Below are 13,461 nucleotides of genomic sequence, written 5' to 3' on the forward strand. Positions count from 1 at the left end.
CATCGTGGGAATTATGAAGGGTAAATCTTCGCACTGGTTAAAAAAGAAAACCAAGAAAATACCACCTGGTAGTTTCTGGTGCCGTGGCTACTATGTTTCTACCGTGGGTTTAGATGAAATGACTATTCAACGCTATGTTCTCAACCAACAACATCACCAAGTAGAAATGCCAAGACTTCCACTACCGACTTAGCCCGCGTAGCGGGCAAGAAAGAAACCGCCAGCTTATTGCTGGCGGTTTTCATACTAACCGCGAAAAACGGCTAGACAAGCATTGGGGCAAAATTAGTGAACTCGTCGCTGAATTTCCGTTACTTCTTTTTGGAATTTATTAATTTGTTTAACTCTCTCTTAAAAGTCTGAGCATCCTTAAATGACTGGTACACGCTAGCGAAACGAATGTAAGCTACTTGATCAATTTTCTTTAACTGTTTCATAACGATTTGACCAACCTGTTCAGAAATTATTTCGCTCTTACGCAAGGCCTGAATATCTCTTTCAATCAAACTAACTAACTTTTTAAAACGCTCATCAGTAATAGGTCTTTTCTCAAAAGCTCGGCGTAAACCTTTAATCAACTTTTCTCGATTATAACTTTCTTTACGACCATCTCTTTTAATAACTGTTAAATCAAGAATTTCCACTTCTTCATAAGTAGAAAAACGAAAACTGCATTTCAAGCATTCTCGGCGACGCCTAATAGACAAACCATCAGCGGCGGCTCGTGAATCAACTACTTTAGTATCAGCAAAATAACAAACCGGGCATTTCATAAATCTTTATAACAAAAAACATCCGCAACAAGCCGCTAGGCTTGAGACAGGATGTTTTGTTTTAGACAATATTTTTTTATCACAGTAGTAGTAAGTAACCCTTAATTTATAAATGAATCCTATCAGATATAGAATAAAAGTCAAGAAAAAATAGCGTTCCCTCAATTTACTGAGTTAACGCTATTAATATTAAAACAGAGAACTTTAGATAATAGAACCTGCAGCAGTAAAACATCTGACCGCTACCCCTGGCATTATACTATAATGCCTAATCTTAGGTACTCCCTCGAAATAATAATATGAAAAGCTAAAAATTTCGCCTTCTTTTGAAAAAAAATTTACAGAAAAAACTATGCTATGATTTTCAGCTTTCAGACCATCAGTCACCGGCCCACTACAAAAAATAACCGTTTCCAATCTCACCAGCTCCTCTAATAAAAATTCCCAATTTTTTCGAGGAAGAAGTTTTATAACTTCATTTTCTAAAAGATTATTACCGACTTTCTCATTTGAGCCTAGTTTTAAAACTAGTGCTGAATTTTCTATTATTTTTATAGGGATAAGATATCTTTCTATGCATTTGCATATTTCTACCTTTAATTTCTTTGATTCTAAACCTTTTAACCTATTATTTAAAGATTTATCCCAAAAAATTGTGCTTTTCTTTAACATGGCGTGATTTCTCCTTTCAGAGTGGGTTCATTATGACCCTTTTAAATTTTGAAAAAACTATTTATTACAAGGCTAAATTAGCATAATTTACTACCAAAGTCAACGATCCCACCCCCACTCAGAGGGACAACTAAATAAAACACTTTTGTTTTAAATTTTATAACTTAATAGTTGCTAGGATCTTTAACGAACCAAGGGGTTTGGGGGCTGAATTGAGCGCCATGATTGGCGATATAAAAGGTGAACAATGATAATAGCGAATTGAAGACCCCAAAACTTTTGTTGCTTTTGGTTACAAAAGCAAGCCCCGCGGCAGCGTTAGAGATAAATATGTTTTAATTATTTAACTAATGCAAAAAAATACAACCAGTAAAAAACTTACTAGTAGCATTAAATATTTCTAAGTAATAATGGATCCTGAAACAAGTTCAGGATGACACTTGCGTGTCACATCATCTTCTTTCTAATAAAAGTAGGAATCGATAGCTCATCATCATCTTCTTCTTCAGAACTAGCCTTTTTAATAGCTGGCTCAGCCTGAGCAATCTTTAAAGCCGAAGCTTTTGATTTACTGACTGGCTGACGATGTTCCTCTGTTTCTTCAATAAATGGTGTTGGGCTATAGCTTCTATCAGGAGCAACCGAAGAAGTTCCGATCGGACGCTTACTGCCATTAAAGCCGGTTGCTACAACCGTAATCTTAATCTCATCCTTAAACTTAGGATCAATAACAGCTCCGAAAATAATCTTGGCATCTTCGTCAGCGGATGAAGTAATAATCTTAGCGGCTTCATTTACTTCATGCATAGTTAAACCAGCACCACCAACAATAGTAAAGAGAATTCCACGAGCGCCTTCGATCGACATTTCAAGTAATGGAGAATTGATAGCCATCTTAGCAGCTTCAATTGCTTTATTTTCACCGCTAGCTTGACCAATACCCATCAAAGCAGAACCAGCACCAGACATAACAGCTTTAACATCGTTAAAGTCGACGTTGATCAAACCTGGAATAGTAATTAATTCTGAAATACCCTGAACACCCTGACGCAAAACTTCATCAACTACCATAAAGGCATCAAGGATAGAAGTTTTCTTTTCAATCACCTGCAAAATTTTATCGTTTGGAATAGTAATAATCGTATCAACCTTGTCAGTTAATTCAGCAAGTCCACGATCAGCTACTTGTCTTCGTTGTGCACCTTCAAAAGCAAAGGGACGAGTTACAACCGCCACAGTTAAAGCACCAATGTCGCGAGCTAGTTCAGCTACGATTGGTGAAGCACCTGTTCCAGTACCACCGCCCAAACCACAAGTTACAAAAACCATATGAGCATCTTTCAAAGCATCACGAATTTCATTCTGTGCTTCTTCAGCTGCTTGACGACCGAGGTCAGGATTCATACCGGCACCTAAACCGCGAGTAATATTTTTACCAATATGAATTTTCTTAGTTGCCTTATTGTAATGCAAGGCTTGGACATCAGTATTAATTGCAATAAACTCAACGCCTTTAATACCAGAATCAATCATCCGGTTTAAAGCGCTACCACCAGATCCACCAACACCAATGACTTTTATTTTGGCAAAACTCTCAACTAATGGTTTAACTTCGGCCATATGAATAATGTTTAAATTATGTAATCCCGAGACAAGCTCGGGATGATTTTGCTTTTGCAAAATCAAAAAACTGCTTACTATTATTATAGTTCGCGAAAAACTAAATAGCAAGCAGTTAGTACAAGATTTGTGTACAGCAAAAACTTATGGCTTTAAGGCAGAGAAAATATTTCTAATTTTATCCATAGTTTTTTGCAAAGGTAATTTACTCAAGAAATTACCACTAGGCTGGAACTTGGTCAACTGTTCTCCCCAAGAGATTAAACCAAGAGCTGTTAAATATTCAAGATCATTAACTTTATCAACGACCGTAGCGACGGTGCGATTAGTCCCAACTGAGGCCGGCAAACGTAATTTCTTTTTGGCAACTTCAACAATATCAGATAGTTTTGAACCACCACCAATCAAACAAACACCAGCTGGTAGCATTCCACTGCGGTCAATCTTTTTAAGCTCAGCATCAATCTTCTCAAATATTTCTTCAACGCGAGCTTCAATAATTTCAGAAACGTAACGTTGAGAAATAACAGTAATTTCATCAGTCAAATTCTCTTCCTGAACCAAATCAGAAATATCGATTTCATCTTTCTTGGAGAATTGATCAGAGCGAGCACTGCCGTAGCGAACTTTTATTTTTTCAGCCAAATTAATTGGGCAACGAAGACCAATCGCGATGTCAGAAGTGATGTGAGCTGAACCAATTGGCAAAACTGCGGCGTGTAACAACTCACCCTCTTCAAAAACAGCTAAGCTAGTAGTAGCCGAGCCAATATTAACAATAGCCACGCCTAGTTCTTTTTGCTTGCTTGTTACAACCACGTTAGAAGCGGCTAGAGGCGAGAAAACTAAATCATCAATACTTAGACCAGTATGGTAAATTGCTTTTGTTAGGTTCTTGATTTGACTAGAAAGGTTTTGAATAATCAAAGCCACAACCTCTAACCTAATACCAGTCATACCTACGGGATTTTTTATGTCTTCCTGAGAGTCAACAATAAACTTAGAAGGAATAACATGAAGAATCTCATAGTTCGGTGGAACAGCTAAAGCTTGTGCGGCCTCAATAACGCGCTGCACATCTTCTTGATTTATTTCACTATCCGAACGGCTCACGGCAACGACGCCGCGGCTAGACTGACATTTTAGATTTGGTCCATTAATACCAACCCAAACATTAGAAATCGGAGCTCCCAAAAGGCGTTCAGTTTTTTCAAGTACGGCGGAGATGGATGCCGTAGTATCTTCAATGCTGTTTATAATACCTTTGCTAACACCTTCAGAAGGCATTGCAACGGCACCAATAATTTGAATTTTTTGTCCTGCATCTGTATCAACTCGCTGACCAACGACTAATCTGATCTCAGAGGAGCCAATATCAAGTCCGGCAATTAATTTTTCGTTCATAAAATATCAAAGACTGAAGTAATAAAATAAAAAAGCTACTTTATTATACCAAGAATCATTAATTACTGCCATAGTAAATTAATGATTGGCGGTAATAGCAAGAAAAGTGCCACGCCAATCGAGCCCACAGCAGCTACGGCGACCGCCGCCGCGGTTAAATCCTTAATGTATTTCACATACTGATCCAATCGAGGCTTTAAAACATCACTAATCAATTCAATCATGGTGTTAATCAGCTCTAAAGCAATAACCATTGAACAAGTCAATATTATTACAGCCACGCCAATAAAATCTACCTTTAGCAACAAGGCTGATAAAATTACAATAAAGGCCGTAATAATTTCCCAACGAAAATTAGGCTCATCATGCCAAGCCTTAGCTATGCCACGACCTGCAAAATTAACACTTTTTAGAAAACGTTGGGCGGAATTCATATAGTAATTTTTTTAATTAAATTATTACCTAAACGCTCCATCTCTAAGGCACCCCTTTTTGTTTCGTCTTCATAACCAATCAGGTGAAGCATGCCATGAATAACAATAAAAGCTAATTCCCAGGCCGCTGAATGCTTCAGAATCTTAGCCTGTCTTTTTATCTGCAACCAATCAATCACTATTTCCCCAATAAAAGTATTATCAGGAAATTGACTATCGGCTTCTGAAAAGGAAAGAACATCAGTTGGCTTATTTTTGCTTCGGTATAGTTTGTTTAATTTCTGCATTGCCGCATCCCCTACTATTACAACAGAGACATTACCTTCTTGCTTAGCAAACTTAAGAACTTTTTTAACCGCTCGCTCAATGAGCGAACGGTTAATATTGCTTCTAGTCTGATTAGCAATTTCAATGGCCATAGATTAGGCGCCTAGTTTTAGATTACGAACCATCATATCAAAAATATTTTTGTAATCTAAAACTTTTGTTGACCCAAGATTATAAGTTATTACAAATATATAGCTCTTGTCCTTATTTGTTAGATACGTTGTTAATCCGTCAGTTGTCTTAACACCGTCCCAGGTTTCATTAATAACCAATTGATTATTAGGTACGGTCACAACATTGAAGGTTGATCGATACCAATTTACGATGTCTTCCTGATTAGAATTTGGTTGTACCAAAATTTGAATAAACTGTTTATTCGGAGCCGTAAAGATTACAGAATCATCGGTTGAAGCGATTGTTCTATCCCACTTAACAGGATACAACAAACTAAAATTAAAGGTTGTATTTAAATAGGTTCCCAGACTCGCATTAGCTGATAGCTTGCCAGCACCTGCTGGATTATAACCATTATTAAATTCTTCAGCGTCCTTATAATTATCACCATCAGAATCAGCGATTTTAAGATTCGTCCCCAAGAGAGTTTCTTCTAAATTACTTAGTCCATCCTGATCATCATCAGCTGAGGCAGTTGGGGTACTATTTTCAGTTTCACTATTATTAATGCTCTCCGCCCAACTTTCATCTGATATTTTCCACTGACCATTTTCAGGCAAAAGTGTAATGGTCCCTATACTTCGACCGCTGGTCTTCGAGACTGTCAAAATAGCCTTCTGGTCTGTTATGTTCTCGCTTATATTCTCCGTGCCATCAAGCACCGGAACTAGAGTTCCGCGCAAAGCTGCTAAAATATCACCCTGGCCTCCAACTGAGTCTAAATTAGCTTTCTGACTATTTAAATTAGCTTGCTTAGCAGCTGTTCCATATCTTACAAAAACCGCTAAATACTTATCAACCGTATCAGCCAGCTCTAATTCGCTACGAAAAGCCAGATAGACATCTTTTGGCGATCCTATCGGACGAACACTTGTTTCTATTACGGGAGTGACTGGCTTAACTGTTTCTGTTGGAATTGCGGTTTCGGTTGTATTTTGGTTTGATTTAGAACCACTGAAAATATTACTCAATAGATCAGGCTGAATCAAATAAATATACAAACCTCCTCCCAAAATTATTAAAAATAAAATACCTAGAATCAAAACAACAACGCCCGACACATTTATATTATGGCCTGCTACTTGATTGTTTTTTTGAAAATTCTCAGGCATATAATAAATATCCGTATTCTCAAGTGCAGGTTTTGTCACAGCTGATTGTTCACTAGTCTTCGGAGCTGATTTTGCTTCGTTAGTAGGATCAATATTAGGTAGGCCGGAGCCAGCTTGCTGTAGTTGCTGTTGGTTGAACATAATTCAATAATTAATAATTATTTTTTTGTTGATAAATCATTTGGACGCGGTGGCCACTCGGCGCTTGGATTAGCATCAAGTGGGTTGCGACGTAATTTAATCTCTTGTCCATCGCTCATACCATCGCCATCAGTATCAATCTTTAATGGATCAGTTTTATACACCTTAACTTCTTCTCTGTCGCTTAAGCCATCTCCATCAGTATCTATTTTTTGAGGATCTGTTTTATAAACTGTGGCCTCCTCTTGATCTGACAAACCATCTTTATCAGAGTCTTGATTATTATTTGTATCAACCTTAACGGTTCCTAAAACGCGATCGACAATAGAACCATTATTATCTTCTTGATTGACCGCGGTATTATCAACATACTTAGTAATTTCTTTTGATCTAAAAAGATATACACCAAAAATAATTGCTAAAACTATAATTAATATTGAAATTAAAATTATGCCCAACTTAAAATTCTCTCCGCTGCCATTATTAGCTTCGGACATCATTTGATTTAAGCGTGAATTACTATTGTTATCCAACATATTAAATATACTCTTTAGAACTAGTTACCAATAGAGCCAGCGGGAGTAACTAAAACTGATTTTTCATCAGATGGAGCACTAAAATTTCCATATTGATCAACCGCCTTCACGGAAACATAATATGTTGTCCCGTTATTCAAACCATTAAAGGTTGCTTTAGTTGTAATCGTCTGAGTGCTCGTTGAATAATCTTTTGAGATTAGACCCAGATAAGCAATATATCTTGTAGCCTCAGGAACAGCATCCCAGCTCAAGGAAATCTTTTTGTCCCCTCCAGTGGCGTTTAGTTTAGGGGCGGCTGGTGGAGTTGTGTCTGCTGGCTTTAATACTTTTTCATTAGAGAAAATACTTTCCTGGTTCTTGTCAGATAAAGCGGTGACTGCAAAGTAATAATTTAAACCATTAACTAGGCCGTCAATTGTTCTAGTAATCTTAGTATTGCCTGCCGGTACATTAACAGTATACACATACTGACCAGAGCTTAAACCATAGTAAACCTTATAACCATTGGCCGAGTTAGGCGTTGGATCCCAGCTTAGAGTAACCTTCTGTCCTAAAGGATCAGCTGAGCCATTAATCTCAGGAATACCTGGCTCAGTTTCCCTGAAGAAGAAAAATTCTTTTAGCACTTCCGGTAAACAGCTACCAGATAAATTATTACAGTTAACATCGGAGCTACAAGTTCTTCCCGCGTTGCCACCAAACATACATATTTTTCTAGCGGCATCCCTAGTAATTGGTGGGTTGGTTAGAGCTGGTAAATCATCAATTGTTCCTACGCCAGACTTATCACGACAATAGTAAAATTCTATGCCACTAGCGGCATCTTTCCATGGCCAAGAATACCCTGGTGGGAAAGGTGGATCAGAATAAAAGACTGGCCATGGATTCTCACATAAGAAAACTCTCAGCAAAGCAGTCCCCTCGCGAGATTGACCCTTTGTTGAAGGCTTATTAGCAGTATCAATCGTAATAGTGGCTTTAGCTCGAGCCAGTGTTTGTGCGTCTTGCTTAGATCCAGCTTTAGCAGTAGCTTTATATTCTTCGCCTATTCCACCCTGTTGAACTGTCGCTACATCTTTGTTGTCAGATACCCAGTTCCAATCCCAGGCATAAAAAGTTGCAATCGGTTGAATTGGAGAATTGTTTTTATCTAAAGCCTCGGCTTCTAAAATGGCTTCCTGCCCAGAGCGCTGGAATAATTGAAACGCTGGATTAACACCAACTTTTTCAAGTTTACAAACATCTTCTCCTGTGGAGAAAGTCCAAATTTCAGCATTATCAAAAATAGTTGTGTTGAATTGATTTACGGCTGGTCTTTTAACTGCACCAGTCATACCAATCTTGTAAGCACTGCCAATATTTGCGTTATAAAAATCTTTATTTTGTTCATTAGAAGCTAAATCTGGATCACCTTTAAGAACAAGATAATAATTAATATTTTGATCAAGCGCCTTAGTGAGACGGAAAGAAACTTTTGATTTATTTGAAATAGTGTCAGAAGCAACAACAGAACCGGTAACATAGCAAAGATGACCAAAGTCAGCAAAGGCTGATTTAGTGAGTAGAGAAGGAAATACTTTAACGAGTAAGCCTTTAAACGAATGAACAATTGAAGCTAGTCCAGTCGTGGATTGTTGAGCTCGAGCAACCGTGCTATAGCCATAATCTGAACATAGTTTGTTGTAATCACCAATCAAGAAAACATTATCGCTAAAACTAGTCATATCCATTTTTTGATCAAAAACCGCCTCAATAACAGTGTTTCGGCAAACATTAGTCGAATTAACCTCTGGTGTGCGGCTTTCAACTGTCGGTCTAGTTCTACAACAACGATCAACTGTACTACAGCCAGTTGTGGCAACGTCGCCGCATTGGTCATCTCTAGAACAACCACAGCACAAACCTCTTTCCCTGGCTGGGCTAGTGCACGGTTCCTTATCAGGCAAGCAGCTTAAATTATCATTAATTGCTTTACAAGAATCTTTATCTCCTGGATTAACAGTTGGTTTACAACAACAGCGACACGTATCTTGCGAACCGCTAGCATCTATACCATTGCCAGCATTATAGGCCGTCGGCAGCATGCATTGATAACCGCTGGTACATGTTCCATGACAATTACCCAGCGGGTCTTTACATGGCTCACCAGGACCTGGATCATTTGTTTTGCATTCACAAGTTTTAATATCACATCGCAATACACCAGGGCAGTAATCATCAGTACACTGTTCATTATTTCCACCTCTGCCACACTTAATCGGTTCCGTAGCACAGGACTGGTTGCAAGTATTTAAAACATTATAAACACCAACTTTCTCAGCAACCCCCTTACAAGTATTTGGGTAAGTATTGGCACAGTTATAGTATGCGCAGAAGAATAGGCCACCACCAACTGGACCACCAACCTCCTGAAAACGCGTACCATTTTTGACTACGCTAGTACACTTATTATTATTTTTTCCATCAACACAGCATTGTTCATGTTTAGAGCACTCTGTTGGATCTGTAATAGATGAACAGTCGTTACAAACGCCGCGTGGACTTGCGGCAGCGTCACAATATTTACCAGTCGCACAAACGTTACAAATTCCATCATCTGGCACACCATTGACCACGCATCCCGTACAGACACCGAGATTCTTGTCTTGAGAACCACAGCTTCCCTCGCAAGTTAAGCCCGTCAAATCGCTACAACAATCCTCATTAGAATTAGTCTTACGACAGCAGCAATCACATTTACCTGTATCTTTTTTCTCACACTTTTTATTTGTGCTATTACAGGTAGAGCCACTAGAACAAATTGTTTCGTTAATAGCGCAGGTTCCCAGCTTACCTGACAGCTGACAAGAAAAAGGGCTAGCACACTTAGTACACTTACCATTAATATCTGTATTATCAACACAAATATTACTTGTTGAACGAACCCATCCTGTAGGACATGATTGAGTATGATTAATATACCAATGGTTAGAACCACTATAGGGACCACACTGTCCAGTTACTGGCTGGTTATTTACCTTAATTGTTCTTCCTAAAGAATCAACTAACTCGGTCTTTTTACAGGAATCAGTATTATTTTGTACACAGCGATTAAGCGCAGCATCATAATGGCAAATATTACCACCCGTTTTATTCTTACAGCCAGCCTTAGCCAAGCAGGCATCGTCGCTGCAGTCTCCAGTTTCAATTGGATTACCAGTCCCGGGATAAGGTGAGCAAAGACCTGGTGAATTAGGACAATAATAGCCCTCTAAACATTGATTATAGGAATAGCCTGAACAAGAAACTGGATCTGGACAGTGGCTCGGATTTCCTTGGCAGCCCATATTACAGCAGTTACCATCGCCGCATTCATTCATACCCGACAAACATTTTAGACATTTATTTGGCACCTTAGGATCGCAAGCCCCAGAACAACAAACCGTACCGCACCTTTGCTGATCAGCAGCACAGGCTGATTGATTACCAGTTGAGAAACTCCACTCATAAACGCTAGTAGCAACCGAGCCATAACATTCATTTGGCTTAACTTTACATTTACCAGCTTCTGGTAATCCAGCTGCACAGCAAGTTGTACCAATCTCGCTACCGCAGTCAGCATCTTTTGTACAGCTACCAACAATAAAATTTAGGGCATTACTTATTTTTGAATTTAACAATACAACTGGACCAGTTTGAGCATCCTTAGGAACAGTTGTGATAACCTTCCACGGCTTGATACCCGAGGCGGTTTCATCAATATTCCAAAAAGTAACAGCTCCACCCTGTTGACTTACATTATTGTAAAAACGAATCGCACTATTGACATCTTTGTTCCCAAAATATTCTCCCCAGAGCATTACCGGACTATTAGTCTGACCTAAAGATGGCTGTAAACGACAAACACCAGGATTTGGTGTTCCAGCAACAGTAGAAAAATTTTGATCATTTGAATCAGCATCAGCAAAACCGCTGCGCTGTAGAGTTATCTTATAATCTGAATTTACGGCGACGCCCTTAGGCACCTTAATTACAACCTGATTATCGCTCCAAATACTTTGGGCACAAATATCAGGGAAAGCGTAATCAGCTTCTACACCGCTTGATGATGTTCCGAAGAAAACTTTGCTAGTCGAACGGCTAGAACCAAATCCTGAACCACGAACTGTAACATACTGGCCAACAGGACCAGTAATTGGTTCAACGGAGACTATAACAGGACCTTCATATGGCTCATTGTCTTTAGTAAATGGCAAAAAATTACTTTCAATAGAATCTTTAAGAACAAAGGTGGTGGTAGCGCCGGAATTAATATTTGGAACAGTTGCTGTGCCTTGCTTAGGTGCAGTAAAATTTGAAACTAAAGCTTTAACATTATTAGATAGATTACCGTAATATGCTTCTGAAGCAGTTAATTTAATACCAGCATACTGAACGGAATCATTTATTTTTCCTTTAGCAGGTGTAAGCGCACATACGCCAGGTCGATCGATCGTATTAGTTTTAAAATCATTAATTAATGCGCCATAAGCATCATCAGTTGTATCTTTGGCTCCCGTCGATGTTTCAATAGAGATTACTCCATTATTACTACCAGCCGGAACAATAGCAATAATTTGATTATCTCTCCAAGCTGAGGTGTTGCAAGCTGGATTCCCCTCACCTACATCATCTGCTAGTTTAACTTGAACACCAGCAATAAAAACTTTACCGCGTGTAGTACCAAAGCCAGAACCAGCAATAGTTATAAAGTTTCCTGCGTTACCATTTGGTGTACCTAAATCACAAGCAGCATTCGTGCCGCAGTCTTTAGCTTCAGTTGACTGACGACAAGGAGTGTCTGGCTTGTTTGAACAAAAGCCACCGGCTGGGCTCACCCAATCAATTACTGGACGTGATTTACAAACACAACAGCTAGTTGTGCCGATTGGATAACCAGCATTAGTACAATCTTCCGCTGTGGTGCCAGAAGCATTACAGAAACCAGATTGGCATAAAGTATCAGAACATTGTTTTGGTTGACCAATATCAGCAGCACAGGCTTGTCCAGTACAAGACAAACAATCTTTGCCACCACAGTCTTTACCAGTTTCATCTTCATCTTGAGTTCCATTACAACAGTGAGCGGCTGATAATTTAATTGTTTTTTCAGCAGTTGCACTATTAGTATCAAGATCAAAAGCTGTAGCCTTCAACTTAACTGATTGGCCAACCGTAAAACCATTTGAGTTCCAAGGCGTTTCAGCATTGTAAGGACTGCCAACAAACGGATTGGAATTATTTATACTTGAGCCAATTAAATTATCGGCTACATAAAAATCAATTTTAGAAACACCATAATTATCAGTACTACTTGCCTTGAGCGTATTGTCAGAAGCAGCACAAACTTGTTGACTGGTAATGTTTACCTTCGGCGCATCAGTATCAACTATTTCACCGGTTGTAAAATCTAACAAACAGCGAGAGGTGCCGCCGCAAACCAACTCTTTACCGTCAACACTAATTATACCAGAGCTGCCACTTTTTACTTCGGCAGAAATAGTAGCATTTTTTGGAAAACATTTTAGAGTTTCATTTGGTGTATCACAAGCAGCAGTTGGAACAAATTCAACATAATTTCCACTAGCTGACCTTACGCCATCAATTCCGGTGCCGCCGCTAACTATTGTAAAATTAGAATTAGTTACCGAAGGCTGACGGACGCCACTATTAAAGCGAAAACGAATTACTGCGTTACGAGGAACGCTAACTGCTTGATGAGCTGGCGTTGTTCCTGTGACAAGAAAAGCATTGTTTCCACCACCAATGTTGTTACATGGCGTAGCCTGACAAGAATTATTACAACAATACTGACCAGAAGAACAAGCCGGGCTACACGAACCACTACCAGATCCCCCGCCTGTTGCACCTGATAAACGACTTATTATGTATGAAGCAATTCCGAAAGAAGCTAACACTATTACCAAGCCAATTACGGCGCCAATCATGATTTTTTTAGCATTCTCTATTTTTTCTTCTTCACCCTTAGCCGTCATCCAAATAAAACCAGCATACATTATTAAGCCCAACGCTAATACGCCTAAAAAGCCTAAAATGATTCTTATTATATTTGCAATCGCTACTCTTGGATCCTGATTAGACAAGCCAGTCCCGTTAACATAGTTTATCCCAGTATCTAAGCCTTGAGCGTGAACTAGATTTGAACCAATAAAAAACCATAAAGCTCCTGCTGTAAGAATTAAAGCAAGAGATGCGAATACAAATTTTTTATTTAATCTATTCATAT

At 38.8% G+C, this 13,461-nt stretch carries 9 protein-coding genes; all 9 read right to left on the reverse strand.

All coding sequences use genetic code 11. The features are described from left to right. Positions 1–311: 311 nt before the first annotated feature. The 9 genes from nrdR to NTY12_00045 all read right to left on the reverse strand — a co-directional run bounded on the left by nrdR (position 312) and on the right by NTY12_00045 (position 13,459). The gene (gene nrdR / locus NTY12_00005; protein MCX6792400.1) at positions 312–773 is read right to left on the reverse strand and encodes a transcriptional regulator NrdR; all 462 of its coding nucleotides are present in this window, start codon (positions 771–773) and stop codon (positions 312–314) included. Positions 774–977: 204 nt separating this feature from the next. Next, positions 978–1,445, reverse strand: a complete 468-nt coding sequence (locus NTY12_00010) for a hypothetical protein (GenBank protein ID MCX6792401.1) — start codon at positions 1,443–1,445, stop codon at positions 978–980. A gap of 447 nt (positions 1,446–1,892) precedes the next feature. Further along, on the reverse strand, positions 1,893–3,065 hold the full coding sequence (gene ftsZ / locus NTY12_00015) for a cell division protein FtsZ (GenBank protein ID MCX6792402.1): 1,173 nt from the start codon (positions 3,063–3,065) through the stop codon (positions 1,893–1,895). A 144-nt stretch (positions 3,066–3,209) separates the two neighbouring features. Continuing rightward, positions 3,210–4,469, reverse strand: coding sequence for a cell division protein FtsA (gene ftsA, locus NTY12_00020; protein MCX6792403.1), 1,260 nt, complete (start codon positions 4,467–4,469; stop codon positions 3,210–3,212). A 62-nt stretch (positions 4,470–4,531) separates the two neighbouring features. Then, positions 4,532–4,903, reverse strand: a complete 372-nt coding sequence (locus tag NTY12_00025; protein MCX6792404.1) for a diacylglycerol kinase — start codon at positions 4,901–4,903, stop codon at positions 4,532–4,534. Continuing rightward, positions 4,900–5,322 carry an rRNA maturation RNase YbeY gene (ybeY, locus tag NTY12_00030; GenBank protein MCX6792405.1) on the reverse strand — a complete coding sequence of 141 codons (423 nt, stop codon included), beginning with the start codon at positions 5,320–5,322 and terminating at the stop codon, positions 4,900–4,902. The genes NTY12_00025 and ybeY overlap by 4 nt, the downstream gene beginning before the upstream one ends. Before the next feature lie 3 nt (positions 5,323–5,325). Beyond that, complete coding sequence (locus tag NTY12_00035) at positions 5,326–6,657, reverse strand: hypothetical protein (GenBank protein MCX6792406.1); 1,332 nt, start codon at positions 6,655–6,657, stop codon at positions 5,326–5,328. 17 nt (positions 6,658–6,674) lie between these two features. Beyond that, positions 6,675–7,193 (reverse strand): hypothetical protein, encoded by a 519-nt coding sequence (locus NTY12_00040; protein ID MCX6792407.1) that lies wholly within the window; start codon positions 7,191–7,193, stop codon positions 6,675–6,677. Between the two features lie 20 nt (positions 7,194–7,213). After that, positions 7,214–13,459, reverse strand: coding sequence for an IPT/TIG domain-containing protein (locus NTY12_00045; GenBank protein ID MCX6792408.1), 6,246 nt, complete (start codon positions 13,457–13,459; stop codon positions 7,214–7,216). Between the last annotated feature and the right edge of the window lie 2 nt (positions 13,460–13,461).

The organism is Candidatus Falkowbacteria bacterium (assembly GCA_026396835.1).
Taxonomy (GTDB): Bacteria; Patescibacteriota; Patescibacteriia; order Patescibacteriales; family Patescibacteriaceae; genus Patescibacterium.

Coding starts and splice junctions, on each gene's coding strand:
- NTY12_00040 (MCX6792407.1), bottom strand. CDS start 7,193: ATGTTGGATAACAATAGTAATTCACGCTTAAATCAAATGATGTCCGAA.
- NTY12_00035 (MCX6792406.1), bottom strand. CDS start 6,657: ATGTTCAACCAACAGCAACTACAGCAAGCTGGCTCCGGCCTACCTAAT.
- ftsA (MCX6792403.1), bottom strand. CDS start 4,469: ATGAACGAAAAATTAATTGCCGGACTTGATATTGGCTCCTCTGAGATC.
- nrdR (MCX6792400.1), bottom strand. CDS start 773: ATGAAATGCCCGGTTTGTTATTTTGCTGATACTAAAGTAGTTGATTCA.
- NTY12_00025 (MCX6792404.1), bottom strand. CDS start 4,903: ATGAATTCCGCCCAACGTTTTCTAAAAAGTGTTAATTTTGCAGGTCGT.
- ftsZ (MCX6792402.1), bottom strand. CDS start 3,065: ATGGCCGAAGTTAAACCATTAGTTGAGAGTTTTGCCAAAATAAAAGTC.
- ybeY (MCX6792405.1), bottom strand. CDS start 5,322: ATGGCCATTGAAATTGCTAATCAGACTAGAAGCAATATTAACCGTTCG.
- NTY12_00010 (MCX6792401.1), bottom strand. CDS start 1,445: ATGTTAAAGAAAAGCACAATTTTTTGGGATAAATCTTTAAATAATAGG.
- NTY12_00045 (MCX6792408.1), bottom strand. CDS start 13,459: ATGAATAGATTAAATAAAAAATTTGTATTCGCATCTCTTGCTTTAATT.